Origin of the sequence: Spirillospora sp. NBC_01491 (assembly GCF_036227065.1) — a bacterium.
Classification (GTDB): domain Bacteria; phylum Actinomycetota; class Actinomycetes; order Streptosporangiales; family Streptosporangiaceae; genus Spirillospora; species Spirillospora xylanilytica.
Genome location: NZ_CP109432.1, coordinates 5,981,341 through 6,002,846, shown reverse-complemented (window position 1 = coordinate 6,002,846; position 21,506 = coordinate 5,981,341). Strand labels below are relative to the sequence as shown.

The 21,506-nt window shown below is 73.0% G+C and carries 19 protein-coding genes and 1 pseudogene; 12 read left to right on the top strand and 8 right to left on the bottom strand.

Annotated elements, in window-relative coordinates; genetic code table 11:
- Positions 1-4 precede the first annotated feature (4 nt).
- Entirely contained in the window at positions 5-1,210 is a 1,206-nt protein-coding gene (locus OHA34_RS27980) for a cytochrome P450 (protein ID WP_329519382.1), read from the top strand.
- 34 nt (positions 1,211-1,244) lie between these two features.
- Here the strand turns inward: OHA34_RS27980 and OHA34_RS27975 are convergent, their stop codons facing one another.
- Entirely contained in the window at positions 1,245-2,795 is a 1,551-nt protein-coding gene (locus OHA34_RS27975; RefSeq protein ID WP_329519381.1) for a bifunctional phosphatase PAP2/diacylglycerol kinase family protein, read from the bottom strand.
- 328 nt (positions 2,796-3,123) lie between these two features.
- Here OHA34_RS27975 and OHA34_RS27970 point away from each other — a divergent pair, with 328 nt between their 5' ends.
- The 3 genes from OHA34_RS27970 to OHA34_RS27960 all read left to right on the top strand — a co-directional run bounded on the left by OHA34_RS27970 (position 3,124) and on the right by OHA34_RS27960 (position 5,449).
- A complete protein-coding gene (locus tag OHA34_RS27970) occupies positions 3,124-4,023 on the top strand; it encodes an ABC transporter permease (RefSeq protein ID WP_285938472.1) in 900 nt (299 codons plus the stop codon).
- A 22-nt stretch (positions 4,024-4,045) separates the two neighbouring features.
- Entirely contained in the window at positions 4,046-4,834 is a 789-nt protein-coding gene (locus OHA34_RS27965) for an ABC transporter ATP-binding protein (protein ID WP_285938632.1), read from the top strand.
- A 93-nt stretch (positions 4,835-4,927) separates the two neighbouring features.
- Positions 4,928-5,449: a YbhB/YbcL family Raf kinase inhibitor-like protein gene (locus OHA34_RS27960; RefSeq protein WP_285938474.1), complete on the top strand. Its 522-nt coding sequence runs from the start codon at positions 4,928-4,930 to the stop codon at positions 5,447-5,449.
- A gap of 125 nt (positions 5,450-5,574) precedes the next feature.
- Here OHA34_RS27960 and OHA34_RS27955 read toward each other — a convergent pair whose 3' ends face one another.
- Positions 5,575-5,778 (bottom strand): DUF397 domain-containing protein, encoded by a 204-nt coding sequence (locus tag OHA34_RS27955; protein WP_285938475.1) that lies wholly within the window; start codon positions 5,776-5,778, stop codon positions 5,575-5,577.
- Positions 5,779-5,995: 217 nt separating this feature from the next.
- On the opposite strand from OHA34_RS27955, the gene OHA34_RS27950 reads away from it, so the two are divergent.
- Complete coding sequence (locus tag OHA34_RS27950; protein WP_285938476.1) at positions 5,996-6,382, top strand: ATP-binding protein; 387 nt, start codon at positions 5,996-5,998, stop codon at positions 6,380-6,382.
- Between the two features lie 81 nt (positions 6,383-6,463).
- Here OHA34_RS27950 and OHA34_RS27945 read toward each other — a convergent pair whose 3' ends face one another.
- On the bottom strand, positions 6,464-7,780 hold the full coding sequence (locus OHA34_RS27945; RefSeq protein ID WP_285938477.1) for a KamA family radical SAM protein: 1,317 nt from the start codon (positions 7,778-7,780) through the stop codon (positions 6,464-6,466).
- Between the two features lie 372 nt (positions 7,781-8,152).
- Here OHA34_RS27945 and OHA34_RS27940 point away from each other — a divergent pair, with 372 nt between their 5' ends.
- The 7 genes and pseudogenes from OHA34_RS27940 to argS all read left to right on the top strand — a co-directional run bounded on the left by OHA34_RS27940 (position 8,153) and on the right by argS (position 16,477).
- Entirely contained in the window at positions 8,153-8,920 is a 768-nt protein-coding gene (locus OHA34_RS27940) for a DUF998 domain-containing protein (protein ID WP_329519380.1), read from the top strand.
- Entirely contained in the window at positions 8,917-9,864 is a 948-nt protein-coding gene (locus OHA34_RS27935) for an alpha/beta fold hydrolase (protein ID WP_329519379.1), read from the top strand. Before OHA34_RS27940 ends, OHA34_RS27935 begins: the two co-directional genes overlap by 4 nt.
- A complete protein-coding gene (locus OHA34_RS27930) occupies positions 9,861-10,226 on the top strand; it encodes a hypothetical protein (protein ID WP_285938480.1) in 366 nt (121 codons plus the stop codon). Before OHA34_RS27935 ends, OHA34_RS27930 begins: the two co-directional genes overlap by 4 nt.
- Before the next feature lie 81 nt (positions 10,227-10,307).
- Entirely contained in the window at positions 10,308-10,712 is a 405-nt protein-coding gene (locus OHA34_RS27925) for a hypothetical protein (protein WP_285938481.1), read from the top strand.
- Between the two features lie 135 nt (positions 10,713-10,847).
- A pseudogene (gene plsX, locus OHA34_RS27920) lies at positions 10,848-11,924 on the top strand (phosphate acyltransferase PlsX); the annotation flags it as partial.
- A gap of 354 nt (positions 11,925-12,278) precedes the next feature.
- On the top strand, positions 12,279-14,687 hold the full coding sequence (locus OHA34_RS27915) for a cation-translocating P-type ATPase (protein ID WP_443029593.1): 2,409 nt from the start codon (positions 12,279-12,281) through the stop codon (positions 14,685-14,687).
- Positions 14,688-14,731: 44 nt separating this feature from the next.
- Positions 14,732-16,477: an arginine--tRNA ligase gene (gene argS / locus OHA34_RS27910; RefSeq protein WP_329519377.1), complete on the top strand. Its 1,746-nt coding sequence runs from the start codon at positions 14,732-14,734 to the stop codon at positions 16,475-16,477.
- A gap of 62 nt (positions 16,478-16,539) precedes the next feature.
- Here the strand turns inward: argS and OHA34_RS27905 are convergent, their stop codons facing one another.
- From OHA34_RS27905 to OHA34_RS27885, 5 genes are all read right to left on the bottom strand, one after another.
- Positions 16,540-17,421 carry an LLM class flavin-dependent oxidoreductase gene (locus OHA34_RS27905; RefSeq protein WP_329519376.1) on the bottom strand — a complete coding sequence of 294 codons (882 nt, stop codon included), beginning with the start codon at positions 17,419-17,421 and terminating at the stop codon, positions 16,540-16,542.
- A 2-nt stretch (positions 17,422-17,423) separates the two neighbouring features.
- Positions 17,424-17,669: a DUF2630 family protein gene (locus tag OHA34_RS27900; RefSeq protein ID WP_285938485.1), complete on the bottom strand. Its 246-nt coding sequence runs from the start codon at positions 17,667-17,669 to the stop codon at positions 17,424-17,426.
- A gap of 81 nt (positions 17,670-17,750) precedes the next feature.
- Entirely contained in the window at positions 17,751-19,067 is a 1,317-nt protein-coding gene (locus OHA34_RS27895; RefSeq protein ID WP_329519375.1) for a hypothetical protein, read from the bottom strand.
- Positions 19,068-19,151: 84 nt separating this feature from the next.
- Complete coding sequence (locus tag OHA34_RS27890; protein WP_329519374.1) at positions 19,152-20,078, bottom strand: aldehyde dehydrogenase family protein; 927 nt, start codon at positions 20,076-20,078, stop codon at positions 19,152-19,154.
- A complete protein-coding gene (locus OHA34_RS27885) occupies positions 20,071-21,504 on the bottom strand; it encodes an aldehyde dehydrogenase family protein (protein WP_329519373.1) in 1,434 nt (477 codons plus the stop codon). The genes OHA34_RS27890 and OHA34_RS27885 overlap by 8 nt, the downstream gene beginning before the upstream one ends.
- Between the last annotated feature and the right edge of the window lie 2 nt (positions 21,505-21,506).

The window sequence follows — 21,506 nt, the reverse complement described above, 5'->3', positions numbered from 1 at the left end:
GTTCATGGACCCCACGCTCCCGGCGGACTTCCCCAACGGGCACTTCGCGCACGGCCACCCGCACGCGCTGTACGAGCGGATCCGCGCGCACGGCGGCCCCGTCCGCCATCCCGCTCCGCCGCCGGGCACCGGGGGCGCGCTGTGGGTCGCCGCGACGCACGCCGCGGTGCGCGCGGCGGCCGGCGACCCGGCGGCCTTCCGGTCCGGCGCCGGCATCCTGCTCGGCGAGCTCGGCCACGCCTACGCCGCACCGCCGACGATCATGCACACCGATCCGCCGGACCACGCCCGCTACCGGGCGCTGGTCGCCCCGGCGTTCCGCCCCTCGGCGATGCGGCGGCTGGAGGGCGCGGTCCGGGACCGGACCCGGGCGCTGCTCCGGCGGGTCGAGCCGGGACGGCCGTTCGACGTGGTCGGCGGCCTGGCCGTGCCGCTCCCCCTCCAGGTGATCTGCCTGCTCCTCGGCATCCCGGAGGACGACTGGCCGCGCTTCTTCCGCTGGTCCGAGGCGATCGTCCCGGGCGCCGCGCCGGACCTGCCGGACCCGGACCGCGAGGCGCTGCGGGCCGAGTGCGGCGGCTACCTCGTCCGCACCGCGCACGAGCGCCGCGCGGCCCCGCGCGACGACGTGATCTCCCAGCTCGCGCGCACCGAACCGGACGGGGACCGGCTGACCGACCTGGAACTGGTGATGTTCCTGATCCAGCTCCTGGTCGCCGGGAACGAGACGACCCGGCACGCCCTGTCGGGCGGGCTGCTGGCGTTCGCGCGCGACCCCGCGCAGTGGGCGGCGCTGCGCTCCCGGCCCGAGCTGATGCCGGGCGCCGTCGAGGAGATCCTCCGCTGGACCTCCCCGGTGGTGTACTTCCTGCGCACCGCGACCCGTCCGGTCACGCTGGAGGGGACGGACCTGGCCGCCGGCGACCGGGTCATGCTGCTCTACGGGTCGGCCGGCCTGGACCCCGCCGCGTTCGGCCCGGACGCCGGCCGCTTCGACGTCGCGCGCCGCGCCGACGCGGCGGGCCTGGCGTTCGGCCACGGCCCGCACTTCTGCCTCGGCGCGGCGCTCGCCCGGATGGAGATCCGCGTCCTGCTGGAGGAGCTCCTCGCCCGGCACGGGCACATCGCCCCGGACGAGGGCTCCGTCCCGTCCTACAACGGCTCGCCGGTCGTCACCGGCCTCCGCGACTGCCGGCTCGTACTCGGGTGACTCGGCGGGGGCTCACCGGGAGCTCACCGGGGGCTCAGCGGGGGACGGGCGGGCAGAAGACCGGCAGCCCGCCGGGGTGCTTGCCGAAGCGCAGCACCGACGAGAGCGTGGAGACCTCGCCGTCGCGGGCCACCGGCAGCCCGCCGTCCAGCGACACCAGCTCCAGCGAGCCGCCCGTCCAGGCGCGGTAGCCGGGCGTCAGGTGCAGGTGGCCCGCCAGGATCGCGGCGACGGCGCGGATACGGGGCACCCGGTGCCCGGTGGTGACCATCCGGATGTCGAGCCGTCCGTCGTCCAGATGTTCGCGCCAGGTGGGCGCGGGGCCGCGCGAGCCGTAGGCGCAGTTGCCGACGAACCCCAGCCACACCCGGCGCCGGCGCCCGTCCACCACCACCTCGACCGGCTCGGAGTGCCGCAGGGTGCGGACGGCGGCCACGGCCAGGGCGGGCCACTTCCCGAGCCGGTCCTCCAGCCGCTCGCGGCGCTCCACCAGCTCGGTGTAGGCGCCGAAGCTCGCGGTGTTGAGGAAGGGAAGCGCCTCGTCGGCGTCCGGGCCCGCGCCGGTTCCGCCGCGGGTGGGCAGGACGAAGGCCACGTCGACCCGGCCGAGCAGCGCTCCCCGGTAGGCGGCCACCGCGTCCGCCGCCGTCTCGATGCCGAGCGCGCGGGCGAAATGGTCGAACGTGCCGCCGGGGACCACCAGCAACGGCACCTCGTGCCTGAGCGCGGCCCGCGCGGCGGCGTTGACGCTGCCGTCGCCGCCCACCACCGCCAGCACGGCGGCCCGCCCGGCCGCCTCGTCGAAGACCTTCTCGATGTCGTCACCGGGCTCCAGCCGGACGATCTCGGCGGCCGGAAGCTCACGCGCCAGCAGCTCCAGGGGCGGCTCCCCCATGGACGGGACGAACGCCGTCGCCCCGGCGCTCCGCTCGTCCACCCCCGCCCCCGGACCCGGCCCGGACCCGGGGTTGGCGACCACCACGACCCCCTGCCCGTCCTCGGTGATCTGCACCGGCTCGGTGGTGGTGCGCGTTACATGCGCCACCGGCGGGCGCGCGGGCCAGAGCAGCCGGGTGCCGAACCCGGCCAGCGCGCCGATGCCCAGCCCGGCCAGGACGTCGCCCGGGTAGTGCGCCCCGGTGTAGATGCGGGAGAACGCCACCGCGACGGCCGTCACGGCGACCGGCGCCGCGACCGCGGCCGGCGCCTCCAGCGCCACCCCGGTGGCGAACGCGGCGGCCGAGGCCGAGTGGCCGGACGGGAAGGCGTGCGAGGTCGGCGGCTTCCACCGGATCCGGATCGGGGGCACCAGGTCCAGGACCGGGCGCTTGCGGCGGAACGCGTGCTTGCCCGCGATGTTCACCAGAGGGCTCGCCACGGCGATCGCCAGCGACCCGCGCAGCGACGCGCGGCGCAGCCGGGCCCGGTTGCTCGCGCCCAGCACGGCGGCGCCGGAGAACCACAGCAGACCGTGATCGGCGAGCCGCGACAGCCTCGGCAGCACGTACTCCAGCCCGGGGAGCCGGGCGGAGGCCACCCGGTCGAACGCCCACCGGTCGAGCCGGCCGAGCCGGCGCAGCAGCACGGGCCCGCGTTCCGCCGCCGGGATCCGGCCCCGGCCGGTACGGGACCGGCCGATCCTGAACCGGCCTGCACGGGGCCCGAACCGGACTCGCAGCGACGCTCCGCACACGGATCGTGATCTCGGGGTCCGCTTTCGGTGATTCGCCAGCATGACCGGGGTATCCCCTGAGAGGCGGGCATGACTCCGAAAGATCTCAAATCAGGGGTCACATCCGTGCGAACGTCCCTGACATATCGCCGACTGCAATAGGCTTCCCCGCATGAGTCACCCGGAACGGCTCAGCTCCTCGGGTGGCGAACCGGTCAGCACGATCTCTGAGCCTCCTCGCATGAACGGGATGAGCAGCGAGTCGCTGGCCCAATTCGCCGCGCGCAACGGACTGAAGCAGAGCGCAGCCCGCCCCTCGCTGCGCATGTACATCACCCAGGTCTGGCAACGGCGCACCTTCATCTGGAACTTCGCGTCCGCCAAGACCTCCTCGATGTACACCAGCTCCCGCCTCGGGCAGCTCTGGCAGGTGCTGACACCGCTGCTGAACGTGGCGGTCTACTTCCTGATCTTCGGGCTGCTGCTGAGCACCAGCCGGGGGGTCAGCAACTTCATCCCGTTCCTGGTGACCGGGGTGTTCATCTTCACCTTCACCCAGCGTTCGGTGACGGCCGGCGCCAAGTCGGTCAGCAGCAACCTCTCGCTGATCAGGGCGCTGCACTTCCCGCGCGCCTCGCTGCCGTTCTCGTACGTGATCATCGAGTTGCAGCAGCTGCTGATCTCGATGGTGGTGCTGTTCGCCATCGTGCTCGGCTTCGGCGAGCCGCTCGGCTTCCAGTGGCTGCTGATCATCCCGACGCTGGCACTCCAGCTCGTCTTCAACATGGGGCTCAGCCTGGCGCTGGCCCGGGTCGGGGCCTTCACCCCCGACGTCCAGCAGCTGCTCCCGTTCGTGCTGCGGACCTGGCTCTACACCTCGGGCGTCATCTTCGCCATCCCCGAGGTGGCCAAGAAGATGCACAACCACCAGTGGCTGATCGAGATCCTCAAGGCCAATCCGGGCTCGATCTACATCGAGCTCGCCCGGACGTCGCTGATCAAGTCCTACCGCGGTGACCTGGCCGGATGGCACTGGAGCGACAATCATCTGTGGTGGTACGCGATCGCCTGGGCCGTGATCGCCTTCGTCGGGGGCTTCTGGTACTTCCACCGCGCGGAGGAGAGGTACGGCCGTGGCTAAGGCGCTGAAGGAGAAGGCCACGGTGAACGACGCCCAGCCCGAGGTGGTGCTCGACCCCACCCGCGAGCCGATCGTGGTCGTCGACGGCCTGCACATCGTCTACCGGGTGTACGGCGGCGGCGGCAACAAGGGCAGCGCGGCGACCGCGCTGATGCGCGTCGTCCGCCGCGAGGGCCGGCCGCAGATGAAGGAGGTCCACGCCGTCAAGGGCGTCTCCTTCGTCGCCTACCGCGGTGACGCGATCGGCGTCATCGGCACCAACGGCTCGGGCAAGTCGACGCTGCTGAAGGCCATCGCGGGGCTGCTCCCGCCCGCGCGCGGCGGCGTCTACACCGACGGGCAGCCGTCGCTGCTGGGCGTCAACGCCGCGCTGATGAAGGACCTGTCGGGGTCCCGCAACATCACCCTCGGCTGCCTGGCGATGGGCCTCAACATGGAGGAGACCCGGGCCCGCTACGAGGAGATCGTCAAGTTCGCCGACCTCAAGCCGGGCTTCATCGAGTATCCGATGAGCACCTACTCCTCCGGCATGGGCGCCCGGCTGCGGTTCGCGATCGCGGCGGCCCGCACCCACGACGTGATGCTCATCGACGAGGCGCTGGCCACCGGCGACGCCAAGTTCAAGCGGCGCAGCAAGGCCAAGATCGACGAGCTGCGCAAGGACGCCGGCGCGGTGTTCCTGGTCGCGCACAACCTGGACGTGATCGAGGAGACCTGCAACCGGGTCATCTGGCTCGACGAGGGCCGGATCCATATGGACGGCGACCCCGACGAGGTCATCGCCGCCTACACCGAGGCGTCCGGCAAGTAGCCGGGCGCGGCGGCCGGCCCTGGGGCCCCTGAGGGGCGGGCGACCCCTGATAGGTATGGGGAGACCAACCGCACCGAACATCGAGGAGTCGTCATGACCGGCCGGCCGCCACTTCCGCACGAGTTCCTGCCCGAGGTCCCCTCGTTCACCCTGAAGAGCGACGACATCGCCGAGGGGCGGACGCTCGGCGACCCGCAGGTGTTCGACGACTGGGGGTTCAGCGGCGGCAACCGGTCCCCGCACCTGCGCTGGTCGGGGTTCCCCGCCGGGACCAGGAGCTTCGCGGTGACCTGCTTCGACCCCGACGCGCCCACCGGCAGCGGGTTCTGGCACTGGTCGCTGTTCGACGTCCCGGCCGGGGTGACCGAGCTGCCCACCGGCGCCGGCACCGCCGACACCAAGGTCGGCGTGCACGCCCGCACCGACTACGGCACCAAGGCGTACGGCGGCGCCGCCCCGCCGCCCGGCGAGCCGCACCGGTACGTGTTCACCGTGCACGCCCTCGACGTCGACTCGCTCGGCGTCGACTCCGACACCTCGCCGGCCGTGGTGGGCTTCAACATCACCGCGCACACGCTGGCGCGCGCGTCGATCGTCCCCGTCTACGGGTCCTGACCGCCCGCTGATCCTCACGTTCCCCCTGGGGCCGTCCGTACCGCGGGCGGCCCCAGCCCTTTGCCAACGGACGTAGGGGGCGCTGTGATCGCTCTCTATGGGGGCGCCCTTGGGTGAGGGGGCGGTCAGCGCGGGTCGCCGCGCCCGGCCCGGGCCAGGAGGTCGGCGAAGGCGGCCCGCGAGAGGGCCAGCGTCCCGTCCGCCGGGGCCTTGGAGTCGCGCATGGCGACCAGGCCGCCCAGCGCCGCCACCTCGACGCACTGGCCGCTGCCGCTGCTCCGGGAGCTCTTCCGCCACTGGACGCCGGGCAGGTCATGGGGGGTGCTCATGTCGCCACTCTTCCTGTCTAGGTCTCGCCCGAAGCCTGCCATGGTGACGGTACGAAATCAGGCGATCGCACAAGGTTCATCCCTGGCCAAGCCCTGACATGCGATCGGCGCCGGTGGCATTTGTCCTGCTCACTGGGGCACGTACTGACTTACGAGGACATTGAGCCCTCTGCACCGGACGGGAGGCGGTGGTGATGATCATGGAGGCGAGGCCGTCATGACCGTCCAGGCCATGCTCGGCTCGGTGACGCTGCCGGGCGCGCCCGAGAGCGTCGGGCACGCGCGGCGGTTCGCGCTGGACGTGCTCGACTCCGACGCACGGGCCGACACCGCCGAGCTGCTGGTATCGGAGGCGTGCACCAACAGCGTGCGGCACTCCCGGTCGCGCTTCGGCGGGACGATCACGCTGACGCTGCACGAGGCGGAGGGGGTGCTGCGGTGCGAGGTGGTCGACGACGGCGCCGCGACCCGGCCGGTCGCGCGCACCGGCGACGAGCTGCGCGAGCACGGCTACGGGGTGATGCTGATCGAGACCCTGGCCGACCGGTTCGGCCACTTCATGGGGGACGAGGGCCGGCTGCACACCTGGTTCGAGCTCGGCTGAGGACGCGGCGTGCCGCCCGCCTTCCGAGCGGCACGCCGCATCCTCAACGCGAGGTGATGGCCGAGACCGGGGCCGCCGGGGTCAGGACTGCCAGGGGAAGCGGTCGGCGAAGGCGGGCTTGAGCTCGTCCAGCCAGACGGCCTGCGGGTCGTACTTGGCGTAGAAGGGCTTGCCGACCAGGTCGGCGTCGCGGCACTGGATGAAGTGCAGGGCGAAGACCTTCTCGCCGAACAGGTCCAGGACGCCGTCCACGCAGACCTTGCCCGGGGTGGCCGACATGGAGGGGCCGCGGACGGTGCGGGAGAGCCCGGAGACGTTCTTGTAGGCGTCCCGGAAGACCTCGTAGGCGCGGACGAGCGGCACCGCGAAGTAGTCCTGCGGGCCCGTGTCGCGCTCGACGAACATGTAGTAGGGCACCATGCCCATCCGGGTCTGGGTGCCCCACATGCTCTGCCAGGCGGCCGGATCGTCGTTGATCGACCGGATCAGCGGGGACTGGGTCCGGATCACCGCGCCGGTGTCGCGGATGCGGCGCACCGCCTCGCCGAGCACCAGCGGCTCCAGCTCGCGCGGGTGGGTGAAGTGCGCCATGAACGCGAGGTTCTTGCCCGCCTCTGAGACCTGCTCGAACAGCCGGAGCATCCCGTCGGCGTCCGGGTCGGTGACGAACTTCTGCGGCCAGTACGCCAGCGACTTGGTACCGATCCGGATCGATTCGAGCTGCTCCAGCTCCAGCAGCGGCTCGATGTAGCGGCGGATCACTCCCTCCCCCATGATCATCGCGTCGCCGCCGGTGAACAGCACGCTGGTCACCTCGGGGTGCGCGACCAGGTAGTCGCGGAGCTGGAGCGGGTCGTCGCCGGCCATCTTGAGGTCGGCCTCGCCGACGAACTGCGCCCAGCGGAAGCAGTACGTGCAGTACGCATGGCACGTCTGGCCCTGCTTGGGGAAGTACAGGACGGTCTCGTCGTACTTGTGCTGCATCCCGGGGATCTTGCCGTCACCGAAGGTCGGGATGTTGAGCTCCATCTGCCCGGCCGGGTGCGGATTGAGCTTCATCCGCACCTCGTGGGCGACGGCCTCGACCTCGGCCTTGGGCGCCTCGCGGCGCAGCAGGTCGGACAGGCGGGCGACGTCCTCGGCCGGCAGCATGTCCTCCTGGGGGAAGGTCAGCCGGTAGATCGGATCGTCGGGGGCCGCGGACCAGTCGATGAGCTCATCGAGGACGTAGGCGTTGGTCCGGAAGGGCAGCACGGTCGCCACGGCCCGGGTCGCGAGCTGCTGCTCGGGCGACAGCCCCGCACGCGCGGTCAGCTCGTCCAGGTGCTTCGCCGTGAAGGCGCGGTACTTGCGACCAGTCGATCGCACTGCGGGAGCCGCGTCGTTCACCAGTGTCACGTGTTGGTACTCCTTGAATCAGCGGGGGACGTACCGGGGGGCACGCCATCACGGACAGTGATCACTATGGCCCAGGTCACTCTATTGAAGCGCCCGGTCGACGGCCATGTGACACAGATACCCACCTAAGCGTACAAAGATGCTGGTCAACACCGAACAAGACATTTCATTCTTATCCAGATTAAGTGGGATCCGCCCCACGTGCTGTGACTACCTGAGGTAAAGGGCGCCCCCGGTGCCGTGCCTATGCTGGGTGGGGAAATACTGAGCGGGGACAGCACCGGGGCGATCACGGGGACCACGGGGGGTGGACGCCGGTAACGCCCAGTGGAAGCGGGGGGTCGTCCCCCCGAGGATCCGGAGGGGGTCCGAGTGGGCACGCGGCCACACGAGGTGGGCACGCGGTCACCGGCCGGCCGGCCGGGCGCGGTCCCGGGGTTCGCGGTCGTCCTGAACGGGGTGGCGGCGGTGGCCTACGCCACGTTCTTCCTGGAACACCTGCTGAGCCCCGACCTCGACGTCATCAACGGCTACGTCAGCGAGCTGTCGGCCGTCGACCAGCCCTACGACGCCCTCTACAGCGGCGGCGACTTCGTCACCGGCCTGCTGATCATCATCGTCGCGGCCACCTGCCTGCTGACGCTGCGGCGCAGGCCGTGGGCCACCGCCGGCTGGACGCTGCTGATGCTGTTCGGCGTCTGCGCCATCGGCGACGCGGTGTTCCCGCTCGACTGCGCGCCCAGCCTGGAGAGCCGCTGCGCGCTGCTCGAACGGTCGGAGAACGTCTCGTTCTCCCACGAGTTCCACTCGGTCACCAGCAGCGCGGTGGTGATGTTCGGGGTGGCCTCGCTGTTCACCCTGTCGATCGCCGCCCACCGGTACGGCTGGTGGCCGTTCCTGGCCCGCTGGGGCTGGGTGCTGGCCGCGCTGGAGTCGGCCGCCGGGTTCGCCACCCTGCTGGCGATGCTGCTCGGCCAGTGGCTGGGGATCATCCAGCGCATCCAGATCGGCATCCTGTGCCTGGGCCTGCTCGTCATCGGCTGGGCGCTGTACACCGACTGGCGTGCCGCGCGGAGCGACCGGCGGCGGCCGGGCGCCGAGCCCGGCACCGGCCACGAGCGAGAAGAGGCGACGCCATGACCCCCCAGGCCGGCACGGTCGTGGACGCCGGCGGCGAACGGGTACACGTGGTCGAGACCGGCCCCCCGGGCGGTCCCCCGCTGCTGCTGAGCTCCGGGCTCGGCGGCGCGTGGTTCGACTGGCGCCCCAGCGCGGACCTGCTGGACGGCGCCCACCGGGTGACCGTCTTCGACCGGCCGGGGCTGGGGCTGAGCCCGGCCGGCCGCGCGGCGCCCAGCCTGCGCCGCGAGACCGCGATCCTGGCCGGGCTCGCCGAGCGGGCGGGCGGCCGGGTCGTGGTGGTCGCGCACTCGCTGGCGGGCTTTCACGCCGAGGCGTTCGCGCGGCAGTGGCCCGACCTGGTGCGGGGCCTGGTGCTGGTCGATCCCAGCTACGAGCGCGATCCGTCCGGCGGGGCCTGGCGGCCCCGGTTCAGCCGGGTCGCCACCCACCCGGCGGCCCCGCGCGTCCAGGCGCCGCCGCGGGTCTCCGCCGCGGCCGTCCCGGCCACCCGGGCGCTGGGCGCGGTGGTCGGGGCGACCCGGATCCCCTGGCTCGCCGCCCCCGCCGGGCGGCGGCTGGCCATGCGGTTCCTGACCCGTCGCAGGGTGCCCGTCCCCGATGGCGAAGTGCGCGCGGTGTACGGGCGCGGCACGGTGCTTGGCGGGATCCTCGCCGAGGAGCTGGCCTACCGCGAGATGGCCGCCGACCTCGCCGCACTGCGCGTCCGGCTGCCGTTCCCGCCGGTCCCGCTGGTGGTGCTGACGGCGCTCGGGGACGTGAAGGACCCCGCCAAGGCGCGCGAGTGGGCCGAGGGCCATCGGACGCTCGCGGAGATGAGCCCCTACGGCAGGCAGGTCAAGCTGCCCACCGAGCTGCATCTGCTGCATGTCGACCGTCCGGACGTCGTGGCCGAGGCCGTCGCCGAGGTGCTGGGACGCGGCGAGGCCGGGGAGGAGGGATGAAGCGGGTCCCCGCGGTGCTGCTGGCCGCGCTGCTCGTCCTGTCCCTGTCGGGCTGCAAGGTGATGAAGCGCATCTCCGACGGCGCCTATGAGAACGCCGTGGCCGACGGGTCCGCCACGCTGTTGGGCGACCGCGGCGTCCGGCTGAAGGCGCGGCCGATGTGCAGGATGCCCGACACCCGTTCCGACGCGCTGCTGCGGGTGCACTGCACGGCCCGGACGACCGCCGGCGTCCCGGTCGTGGTGACCGGCACCGCCACCGATGCCGACACCGAGCACCCGCAGGAGGTGTACATCGTCACCGTCGGAGGGCGCGAGGCGCTGCGCACGCACTGCCTCGGCCCCGGCTGCCGACCTTCCTGAACAGGTAACGACATGGTCCGCACCGGGTAAAACTCGCGCGCGGCGCGCTTGACCGGGCCCGGCCCGGGTGACGTTACCGCTGTGAAGATCACCCGTGTGAAGGCCCTGATCATGGGCGGTGCCACCGTGCTCGTGCTCGCGGTGGGCGCCGCCCTGGCCTATGTGACGCTCATCGACACCACCGAGCTGCGCTACAAGACGCAGACGGCCCTGCGCGGCGGGCTGCCGGACGCCGCCGCCGCCGAGCTGCGCGCCCGCGGCGTCACCCTGACGGGTCCGCTGAGCTGCCGGGACATGCCGGGCTGGACCAAGCGCAAGATGCGCGCCATGTGCACCGGCACCGCCTCCGACAAGCGGCAGGTGCAGGTCATCGGCAGCGGTGAGGACGAGACGAAGGCCAACTACTACACGATCCTCGTCGGCGGGCGCCCCATGGTCGAGAACGCGACCTGCCTGGCCGCCGACTGCCACAAGAAGAAGAACTGAGGTCCGATCCCGGCCGCGGAGTGAGCACCGTCACTCTCGGCCGCCGCCGTCCAGGGCGGTGAAAGAACGTCCTACGATGCGATGAGCTGCGTTCTTGCGGCGCACCCGCGTACTTTCACCCCACCTGGAGCGGCCATGACCGGCAATGGCGAGCCGTCGCGCTCCGCCACGGCCCGTCCCGCGGCGGCCCGTCCGCTGCCGGTCGCGGTGGACACGATGGGCGGCGACCACGCGCCCGAGGAGATCATCGCGGGGGCGGTCGCGGCGGTCCGCGAGCACGGCGTCCGCGCGGTCCTGGTGGGGCAGGCGCCGCGGATCCGGCGCGAGCTCGACCGGCACGGCATCGTCGGTGAGATCCCGATCGTGCACGCCGACGAGGCCCTCGACATGGGCGAGGGCGCCCTGGCGAGCTGGCGCAAGCCGCGCTCGTCCATCGCGATCGCCTGCCACCTGGTCAAGCAGGGCCGGGCGGCGGCGCTGGTGTCGGCGGGCAGCACCGCCGGGGTGGTGGCCACCTCGCGGCTGCGGCTGAAGGGCCAGCAGGGCGTGCTGCGGCCCGCGATCGCGGTGACGCTGCCGACCCGGCCCCGGCCGACGGTGCTGCTCGACGCCGGCGCCACGGCCGACGTCAAGCCCGAGACGCTCGTGCAGTTCGCCGCGCTCGGCACCGCGTACGCGCAGATCCGGCTGGGCCTGGAGCGGCCCCGGGTCGGGCTGCTCAGCATCGGCGCCGAGCCCGCCAAGGGCGACAAGGTGACCAAGCGCGCCCACGAGCTGCTGGCCGGGGGGCACCACGGGATCGAGTTCACCGGCAACGTGGAGGGCCACGACCTGCTGGCCGGCACGGTCGACGTCGTGGTGACCGACGGGTTCACCGGCAACGTCGCGCTCAAGACGATGGAGGGCACCATCGCGATGGCCTTCACCGAGATCAGGTCGGCGATGACCGGCAGCCGGACGGCCAAGGTCGGCGCGCTGCTCCAGCGCCGCCGCCTCCAGGAGCTCAAGGACCGGCTCGACTCCGACACCTACGGCGGCGGGGTGCTGCTCGGGCTGAACGGCACCGTGGTCATCGCGCACGGCGCGTCCCGGGCCCGCGCGATCACCTCGGCCTGCCTGCTCGCCCACGAGCTGGCCGCGGGACGCATCGTCGAGCGCATCCGCGAGCAGGTGGCCGCCACCCGCACGTCCCGGTTCGGCCGCTGGACGCACGGCGACCGCGACGCCGCCGACAAGCCCGCCGACAGGCCCGCTGAGAAGGCCGCCGAGAAGGCCGCCGAGAAGGTGTCCGGCAAGCCGTCCGACGGGACGGCCGAGAGGGCACCCGAGAGGCCCGCTGAGAAGGCACCCGAGACGGAGCCGGCCAGAGACCCCGAGACGCCCGCCGAGGGCCGGGCGGCGATCGAGGCGGCTCAGGAGTCCCCGGAGGGTCCCGGCGCGCCGTCAGGTCCCGACCTCGCGCCCGTCGTCCCCCCAGCGGCCCCTCCCCCGGACGCTCCGCCGCCCGCGCCGGAGACCGGTCCCCGGTAGGCGGCGGGCCGGGATTGCCCTTAGCGATCATGGGGAATGACGCAGGCATCCAACGGGGGCGAAGTGACGGGTGCACAGGCACCGGGCGGCGGCCTGACCGCCGCGCAGGTGCGCGAGCGGGTCGAGGCCGGGCAGACCAACGACGTGCCCCGGCGGACCAGCCGGTCGGTCGGTGAGATCGTCCGGGCGAACGTCCTCACCCGGTTCAACGCGCTGATCGGCTCGCTGTTCGTGCTCATCATGATCTTCGGGCAGTGGCAGGACGGGCTGTTCGGCGGGATCATCGTCGCCAACTCCGCCATCGGGGTCGTCCAGGAGCTGCGAGCCAAGCGGACCCTCGACCGGCTGGCGGTGGTGGGAGAGACGCCGGTGCGGGTGCTGCGCGACAACGCCGAGCGCGAGGTCCCCCAGCAGGAGGTCGTGCTCGGCGACCTGATCCTGCTCGGCACCGGCGACCGGATCACCGTGGACGGGACGGTCACCGGGTCCGAGGGCCTGGAGATCGACGAGTCGCTGCTGACCGGCGAGGCCGACCCGGTGCTGAAGACGCCCGGCGACCAGGTGCAGTCCGGCAGCTTCGCGGTGGCCGGCGGCGGCGCGTTCACCGCCGAGAAGGTGGGCCGCGACGCCTACGCGGCCCGGCTCGTCGAGGAGGCCAGCCGGTTCTCCCTGTCGCACTCGGAGCTGATGTCGGGCATCAACCGGTTCCTGAAGTACGTGACCTGGCTGATCGTGCCGATCGCGATCCTGCTGTTCGCCAGCCAGCTCTCCTCGGCGGACAGCGTGCCGGACGCGGTCGTGGGCGCGGTCGCCGGGGTGGTGACGATGGTCCCCGAGGGCCTGGTGCTGATGACCAGCATCGCGTTCGCCGTCGGCGTGGTGCGGCTCGGCCGCCGGCAGTGCCTGGTGCAGGAGCTGCCCGCGATCGAGGGCCTCGCCCGGGTGGACGTGCTGTGCGTCGACAAGACCGGCACGCTGACCGAGCCCGGCATGGACCTCGACCGGGTGGTGCCGCTGCGCGCGGACCTGCCCGGACGGGAGGCGCTGGCCGCGCTCGCGGCCTCCGACCCGGACCCGAACCCGACGATGCTGGCCGTCCGGGAGGGGCTCGGCACCACCGCCCCCGGCTGGGAGGCGACGGGCACGGTGCCGTTCTCGTCGGCCCGCAAGTGGAGCGGCGCCGAGTACGGCGGGCACGGCGCCTGGGTGTTCGGCGCCGCCGACGTGCTGCTCGCGGCGGACGACCCGTCCCGCACGCGGGCCGAGGAGCTGGGCTCGACCGGGCTGCGGGTGCTGACCGTCGCCCGCGTCCCGGACGGCTCCCTGGCCTCCCCCGGCACCCTGGACGTGACCGCCGGCGCCGAGCCCGCCGCACTGGTCGTGCTGCGGCAGCGGCTGCGCGCCGAGGCGCCCGCCACGCTGCGCTACTTCGCCGAGCAGGGCGTCGAGGTCAAGGTGATCTCCGGTGACAACCCGGTGTCGGTCGGCGCCATCGCCCGTTCGCTGGACCTGCCGGGCGCGGACCGTCCCGTCGACGCCCGGACGCTGCCCGGCGGCGTCGCGGAGATGGCGGACGTGCTGGCGGAGCACTCGGTGTTCGGGCGGGTCGGCCCGCAGCAGAAGCGGGCCATGGTCAAGGCGTTGCAGTCCCGCGGCCACGTGGTGGCGATGACCGGCGACGGCGTCAACGACGTGCTGGCGCTCAAGGACGCCGACCTCGGCGTGTCGATGGGGTCGGGCAGCGGCGCGACCCGCGCGGTCGCGCAGATCGTCCTGCTGGACAACAGCTTCGCCACGCTGCCACAAGTGGTCGGCGAGGGCCGCCGGGTACTCGGCAACATCGAGCGGGTCGCCAACCTGTTCCTCACCAAGACCGTCTACTCGATCATCCTGGCGTTGCTGGTGGGGGTGGTGCACGTCCGGTTCCCCTTCCTGCCCCGGCACCTGACCCTGATCAGCTCCCTGACCATCGGTATCCCGGCGTTCTGCCTGGCCCTGGCGCCCAACCCGGAACGCGCCCGGACCGGGTTCGTGCCGCGGGTGCTGCGGTTCGCCATCCCGGCCGGGGCCGCCTGCGGCATCGCCACGTTCTCCGGCTACCTGCTGGCCACCGAGCGCCCCGGCGGCGGCTTCGAGCAGGACAGCTCCACCGCCTCGCTGGCGCTGTTCGTGCTGGCGCTGTGGGTGCTGGCGCTGATCGCCCGCCCGTGGAACTGGTGGCGGCTCGGCCTGGTCGGGCTGATGGGCGCCGCGTTCGTGCTCGTGCTGGCGGTGCCGTGGCTGTCGGAGTTCTTCGCGCTCCACCCGGGCGGGCTGGACAACGACGCCACCGCCCTCGGGATCGCGCTGGGCGCGGCGGTGCTGCTGTCGCTGTTCCTGCGTCTGGCCCCCGTCCTACTCCGCCGCGTCCGCGACGCGCGCCGCCACGCGGGCGCCTCCCCCTGACAATCCGATACTGATCTGCACCTCGACGCCGATAACCTTGGGCCATGCCCGATCCGCAACTCGCACTCGCCGCCCGGGTCCAGGCCGCGCTGGGCGCCGCCTTCGGACCCTCCCACGCCGGCGCCGACCCGGTCATCCGGCCGTCGCAGTTCGCCGACCTCCAGGCCAACGTGGCACTGCCACTGGCCAAGAGGCTGGGCCGAAAGCCGCGCGACGTCGCGAACGAGATCGTGGCCAACCTCGACCGCACCGGCCTGGTGTCGGACGTGGAGGTCAGCGGCCCCGGGTTCATCAACCTGACGCTCGACGACGGGTGGATCGCCGGGCAGGCGCAGGAGGTCCTGGCCGACGAGCGGCTCGGGGTGCCGCGCGTCGAGGCGCCGCAGCGGGTCGTGGTGGAGTACTCCTCGCCCAACGTGGCCAAGGAGATGCACGTCGGGCACCTGCGCACCACGATCGTCGGCGACGCGATCGCCCGGATCCTGGAGTTCGCCGGGCACGACGTCGTCCGCGACAACCACGTCGGCGACTGGGGCACCCCGTTCGGCATGCTGATCGAGCACCTGCTCGACCTCGGCGAGGAGGCCGCCGCCCGCGACGACGCCTCGGTCTCCGACCTGACCGCGTTCTACCAGGCCGCGCGGCACAAGTTCGACGGCGACCCCGAGTTCGCCGACCGGTCGCGGCGGCGCGTGGTGGCGCTCCAGGCCGGCGACCCCGAGACGCTGCGGCTGTGGCACGTGCTGGTCGAGGCGTCCACCCGGTACTTCAACACGGTGTACCGGCGGCTCGGCGTCTCGCTGACCGACGCCGACATCAAGGGCGAGAGCTTCTACAACGACCTGCTGGCCCCGACCGTCCAGGAGCTGGAGGACAAGGGCATCGCGGTGATCAGCGACGGGGCGCTGTGCGCGTTCCCGCCCGGGTTCACCGGCCGGGAGGGCGAGCCGCTGCCGGTCATCCTGCGCAAGAGCGACGGCGGCTACAACTACTCCACCTCCGACCTGGCCACCATCCGCTACCGGGTCGACACCGAGCACATCGACCGGATGATCTACGTGGTGGGCGCGCCGCAGGCGCTGCACTTCCAGATGGCCTTCGCGGTCGCCCGGATGGCCGGCTGGCTGGACGAGGGCGTGCGGGCCGAGCACGCGCAGATCGGCAACGTGCTCGGCACCGACGGCAAGATCCTGCGCACCCGGGCGGGCGGCACGGTCAAGCTGGCCGAGCTGGTCGACGAGGCGGTCGAGCGGGCCGGCCGGGAGTTCGACGAGATCGATCACCAGGAGCCGTTCGACGCCGCGACCCGCGCGGACATCGTGGAGAAGGTCGGGGTCGGCGCGGTCAAGTACGCCGACCTGTCGGTGGCGCTGGACAGCGAGTACGTCTTCGACTTCGACCGGATGATCTCCTTCCACGGCAAGACCGGCCCCTACCTCCAGTACGCGACGGTGCGGATCCGGTCGATCTTCCGCAGGGGCGGGCTGGAGCCGGAGGCGGCGACGGGCCCGATCACGCTGGGCGAGCCGGCCGAGCGGGCACTGGCGCTGAAGCTGCTCGACTTCGGGGCGGTGGTCACGCAGGCGGGCGAGCTGTCCGAACCGCACCGGCTGGCCGGGTACCTGTTCGAGCTGGCCCAGGCCTACACCGGATTCTTCGAGAACTGCCCGGTGCTCAAGGCGCCGGACGAGGCCACCAGGACGTCCCGGCTGGCGCTGTGCGCGGCGACGCTGCGCACCCTGGTCACGGGCCTCGACCTGCTCGGTGTGCCGACGCCCGAACGCATGTAGGCACCGGCCCGGAGGCTCGGCAGGGTGCGCACGGCCCTGAGGACTCGGAGCGGGCGCCGGAGTCAGCCGGCGCGTTCGCGGGCGACCTGCTCGCGGACCGCCGGCGCGACCTCCATCGCGAACGCGCCGAGCTGGTCGGGGTCGCCGGCGAAGACGAAGGTGTCGACGCCGTAGGTGACGGCCAGCTCGGTGAGCTGGTCGGCCCACTGCCGCACCGGCCCGTTCAGGAAGCCCTGCGAGCCGCTCTCGTCGATCGAGCCGGCCAGGTTGTAGAGCCGCCGGATCTCGGCGGGGTCGCGGCCCGCCTCCGCGGCGGAGTCGTCGACCCGCCGCTGTCCCTCCAGCAGCTTCTGCGGCGGGACGTGCGAGGACGACACGATCCAGCCGTCGGCGACGCGGCCGGCCAGCTCCAGCGAGCGCGGCCCGGTCACGCCGAGCCAGATGCCGATCTTGTGCGCGGGCGGCGGGCCGGGCTGCGCGCCCGCCAGCCGGTAGTGCGCCCCGTCGAACCGCAGCCCCCGCTGGTCGCTCCAGAGCATCCGGATGACCTGCACCGCCTCCTCCAGCGCGGCGCGGGCCGCACCGGGCGCGAGCCGGGCGCCGCCGTACGCCTCGATCGCGTCCCAGAAGGCTCCGGCGCCGAGGCCGAGCTCCACCCGGCCGTCGCTGAGCCGGTCCATCGAGGCCATCGCCTTGGCCAGCGTCGCGGGCGGACGCAGCGGCAGGCAGGCCACCGCCGGGAACACCCTGACCCGCGAGGTGGCGGCCAGCAGCGCCCCCATCAGCGTCGGCATGTCGACGAACCGGCGCTGGTACGGATGGTCCTGCACGCCGATGAGGTCGAGTCCGAGCCGGTCGGCCTCCTGCGCGGTACGGATCAGCGGCGCGGACGCGTCCGGGGCCAGGAAGAGGCCGAACCGCGGCGGACGCCCATAATCGGTCATCGCTACTGGAGGTAGCCTTCGACCTCGCCGGCCGAGCGGACCCGCGCGCCGTCCGGGCTCTCCCCCGCCTCCATCCGGGCGCGGCGCTGCCGGAGCAGGTCCCAGCACTGGTCCAGCGCCACCTCGAGCTGCTCCAGGCGGCGCCGTTCCGCGCCCTGGGTTAGCTCATCGCGCCGGTACCGCTCGCGCAGGCTCTGCTCCTCCCCGACGAACTCGTTGATGCGCGCCAGGATCTCCTTGTCGTCCACGGCCCCTCCGTCGACTGGTCGGACTCCGGCAGAGCCCCGTCCCCGCACGCGGGCCGGGGCCCCACCGGCGGGCTCCGCCTCTCACTTGCGCCCGGCGGCGCCCGTCAGGCCGGTCAGGAACCCGCCGTCAGAGCTCGTCGAGTGCTGCATCGAGCGTACGCCCGTCTTCGGTTCGACCAGGCGACCGGACGACGCCGTGTTGGACGCCGCCGGTCGGCGCGCGGGGGACTTCCCGCCCCCCGCGCTCTTGCCCGTGGCGCTCTTGCCGCCCGCCGTCCTGCCGGCGGGCGTCCGGCCGGCCCGTGCGCGTGCGGTGCCCGTGGCGGGCTTGCGCGCGGACGAGGTCCCGGTCGCACGGCTGCTGACCGTGGACCGCGACCGCGCCGCCGACGTCGTCTTCCGCGCGGTGGCGGGCCGGGCCTTGGCCGGCCCCTTCCGCGCCGTAGTCGACGAGCTCTTGCGCGCCGTCGCGGTGCTCCTGCGCGCGGTCGTGGAGCCGGACGCCGGCTTCCTGGCGGCGGTCGTGGTCTTGCGCGCCGCCGACGCCCTGGGCTTGGCGACACGGGCCGTGGCCGTCGTCCTGGTCCGGCTCGTGGCGGCCGTGGTGCGCGCACGCGACGTGCCGGCCCGGGACGTACCGGACCTGGCCGTCGTGGTCTTCCGCGCGGCCGGCCTGCCGGCCGCCGACCTCGTGCCGGACGCCCTGGCCGTGGACGCCTTGCTGGTCGACGCCCTGCTTGTGGACGCCTTGCTGGTGGACGGTTTGGCCGCCGACCTCGCGGCGGGTTTGGCGGCCGTCCGGGTGCGCGTGACCCGGGTGCCCGCGGGCCGCTTGGCGGCGGTGGTGCGGGCGGCCGACGCCCTGGCGGCGGTCATGACCTTCGCCGCCGAGTTCATCGCCTTGGCGGCCTCGGTCATCGCCTTGGTCGCGCTGGTCATCGACCGCGTCATCGCGGTCATGGCCTTGGCCGACGAGGACGCCTTGGTCGCCACCGACTTCATCTGCGTGGCGGCGGCCTTGGCCTGCGTCGCGGCCTTGGTGACCTTGGTGACCGCCGCCGCACCGCCGCGGCTGGACGCGGCGCTGGTACGCGCCGTGCCGGACCGGGTGGTGCGGGCGGTGGTCGCGGGTTTGCGCGCCGCCGTGGTGCTCTTCTTGGCGGTGGACCTGGTCGTGCTCTTGGCCGCGGTCCTGGTCGTCGCGGGCCGCTTGGCCGTGGACGCCCGGACCGTGCCGCGCGCCGCCGTGCTCTTGCCGGCCGCGCTGGTCCGCCGGGCCGCCGTGGTCTTCTTGGCGGCGCCGGTCTTGGTGGCTGTGGTGCCCTTGCCTGTGGTGCGCGTCGTACGGGCGGCCGTCCCTCGGCCGGTGGCCGTACGCGATGCGACATTGGTAGCCACTGATCTCCCCCCCGTGATGATCAGTTACGGGGAGATCTATTCCACACTTCGTGACGCTCTACACACACACGGCAAATTCTGGGATCACACGCCCACCGGATGCCACACGGTCTTGGTCTCCAGAAACGCGGTCATACGGGCGGTTCCCGGCTCCTCGGACCAGTCGCCGGAACCCGGCCGAATCACCCGCTTGAGATTTCCCGCGGCGGCCTCCTCCAGCTCCGCGCCGCCCGAGACGATCCCGGCCAGGTCGAGCGCGTCGACGTCCATGTGCGAGGCCAGCCACGGCGCGAGCTCGGCGCGCCGTCCGGTCAGCAGGTTGACCACCCCGCCGGGCAGGTCGGAGGTGGCCAGCACCTCGGCGAGCGTGATCGCGGGCAGCGGCGCGGGCTCGGCCGCGACCACCACGCAGGTGTTGCCGGACACGATCGCCGGCGCGACCACCGAGACCAGGCCGAGCAGCGGCGAGTCGGGCGCGATGACCCCCACGACGCCGGTGGGCTCGGGCGTGGAGAAGTTGAAGAACGGGCCGGCGACCGGGTTGGCCGAGCCCACCACCGCGCCGAGCTTGTCGGCCCAGCCCGCGTACCAGACCCACCGGTCGACGGCCTGGTCGACCTCGGTGGACGCCGCGGACTTGGCCTGCCCGGCGGCGCGCAGCTCGTCCACGAACTGCGCGCGGCGCCCCTCCAGCATTTCGGCGACCCGATAGAGGATCTGACCGCGGTTGTACGGGGTACGTTCCGACCAGGCGCCGAACGCCTTGCGGGCCGCGCCGACGGCGTCGCGCACGTCCTTGCGCGACGCCTGCGACGCGTTGGCGACGAAGCGGCCCTTGGCGTCGTTCACCACGTACGACCTGCCGGACTCGGACCGGGGGAACGCGCCCCCGATGAACAGCTTGTAGGTCTTCCGGACGCCGATCCGACCGGTGCTGATCGGGGCGGTGCTGATCGGGGCGGTGCCGGTCGGGGCGGTGCTGATCGGGTCGGTGCTCGTCGGCTCAGACATCGAGGTAGGCCTCCAGTCCGTGGCGTCCGCCCTCGCGGCCGAAGCCGGACTCCTTGTAGCCGCCGAACGGCGACGCGGGATCGAACTTGTTGAAGGTGTTGGCCCAGACGACGCCCGCGCGGAGCCGCTCGGCCGTCCACAGGACGCGGGAGCCCTTCTCGGTCCAGACCCCGGCCGACAGGCCGTACGGCGTGTTGTTGGCCTTCTCGACTGCCTCGGCGGGGGTGCGGAAGGTCAGCACCGACAGCACCGGGCCGAAGATCTCCTCGCGCGCGATCCGGTGCGACTGCGCGACGCCGGTGAACAGGGTCGGCGCGAACCAGAAGCCGCGCTCGGGCAGCTCGCAGGGCGGCGACCAGCGCTCGGCGCCCTCCAGCTCGCCGGCCTCCGACAGTGCGGTGATCCGGTCGAGCTGCTCGGCGGAGTTGATCGCGCCGACGTCGGTGTTCTTGTCGAGCGGGTCGCCGACGCGGAGGGTGGCCATCCGGGTCCTGAGCCGGCCGAGCAGCTCGTCCGCGATCGACTCCTGCACCAGCAGCCGGGACCCGGCGCAGCAGACGTGCCCCTGGTTGAAAAAGATCCCGTTGACGACGCCCTCGACGGCCTGGTCGAGCGCCGCGTCGTCGTAGACGATGTTGGCGGCCTTGCCGCCGAGCTCCAGGGTGAGCCGCTTGCGGGTGCCGGCCACGGTGCGGGCGATCTGCCGTCCGACATCGGTGGAACCGGTGAAGGCGACCTTGTCGACGCCGTCGTGCGCGACCAGCGCGCGGCCGGTCTCGCCCGCCCCGGTGACGATGTTGACCACGCCAGGCGGCAGCTCGGCCTGGCGGCAGATCTCGGCGAACGCCAGCGCGGTCAGCGGGGTGGTCTCGGCGGGCTTGAGCACCACGGTGTTGCCGCACGCCAGCGCCGGGGCGATCTTCCAGGCCAGCATCAGCAGCGGGAAGTTCCACGGGATCACCTGGGCGGCGACGCCGAGCGGGCGCGGGTCGGCGCCGAACCCGGCATGCCCGAGCTTGTCGGCCCAGCCGGCGTTGTAGAAGAAGTGCGCGGCGACCAGCGGCAGGTCGACGTCGCGCGACTCGCGGATCGGCTTGCCGTTGTCGATCGACTCCAGCACCGCCAGCTCGCGGGAGCGCTCCTGGATGATCCGGGCGATCCGGTAGAGGTACTTGGCGCGCTCGCGGCCCGGCATCGGGCCCCAGACGCGGTCGTGGGCGGCCCGCGCGGCGGCCACCGCCCGGTCGACGTCGGCGGCGGTGGCCACCACGAACTCGGCGAGCGGCTCCTCGGTGGCCGGGTCGATCGTCTTGCGCCGGTCGCCGCCGGAGCCGTCGGTCCACTCGCCGCCGATGAACAGCCCGTACGAGGGGCGGATGTCGACGACGGCGCGCGACTCCGGTGCCGGGGCGTACTCGAAGTCCATCG

Excerpts from the sequence above, each read along its gene's own strand:
- OHA34_RS27980 (WP_329519382.1), top strand. The coding sequence starts at position 5 with ATGGACCCCACGCTCCCGGCGGACTTCCCCAACGGGCACTTCGCGCAC.
- OHA34_RS27970 (WP_285938472.1), top strand. The coding sequence starts at position 3,124 with ATGAACGGGATGAGCAGCGAGTCGCTGGCCCAATTCGCCGCGCGCAAC.
- OHA34_RS27955 (WP_285938475.1), bottom strand. The coding sequence starts at position 5,778 with ATGAGCACCCCCCATGACCTGCCCGGCGTCCAGTGGCGGAAGAGCTCC.
- OHA34_RS27960 (WP_285938474.1), top strand. The coding sequence starts at position 4,928 with ATGACCGGCCGGCCGCCACTTCCGCACGAGTTCCTGCCCGAGGTCCCC.
- OHA34_RS27930 (WP_285938480.1), top strand. The coding sequence starts at position 9,861 with ATGAAGCGGGTCCCCGCGGTGCTGCTGGCCGCGCTGCTCGTCCTGTCC.
- OHA34_RS27950 (WP_285938476.1), top strand. The coding sequence starts at position 5,996 with ATGACCGTCCAGGCCATGCTCGGCTCGGTGACGCTGCCGGGCGCGCCC.
- OHA34_RS27905 (WP_329519376.1), bottom strand. The coding sequence starts at position 17,421 with ATGACCGATTATGGGCGTCCGCCGCGGTTCGGCCTCTTCCTGGCCCCG.
- OHA34_RS27885 (WP_329519373.1), bottom strand. The coding sequence starts at position 21,504 with ATGGACTTCGAGTACGCCCCGGCACCGGAGTCGCGCGCCGTCGTCGAC.
- argS (WP_329519377.1), top strand. The coding sequence starts at position 14,732 with ATGCCCGATCCGCAACTCGCACTCGCCGCCCGGGTCCAGGCCGCGCTG.
- OHA34_RS27890 (WP_329519374.1), bottom strand. The coding sequence starts at position 20,078 with ATGTCTGAGCCGACGAGCACCGACCCGATCAGCACCGCCCCGACCGGC.
- OHA34_RS27935 (WP_329519379.1), top strand. The coding sequence starts at position 8,917 with ATGACCCCCCAGGCCGGCACGGTCGTGGACGCCGGCGGCGAACGGGTA.
- OHA34_RS27915 (WP_443029593.1), top strand. The coding sequence starts at position 12,279 with ATGACGCAGGCATCCAACGGGGGCGAAGTGACGGGTGCACAGGCACCG.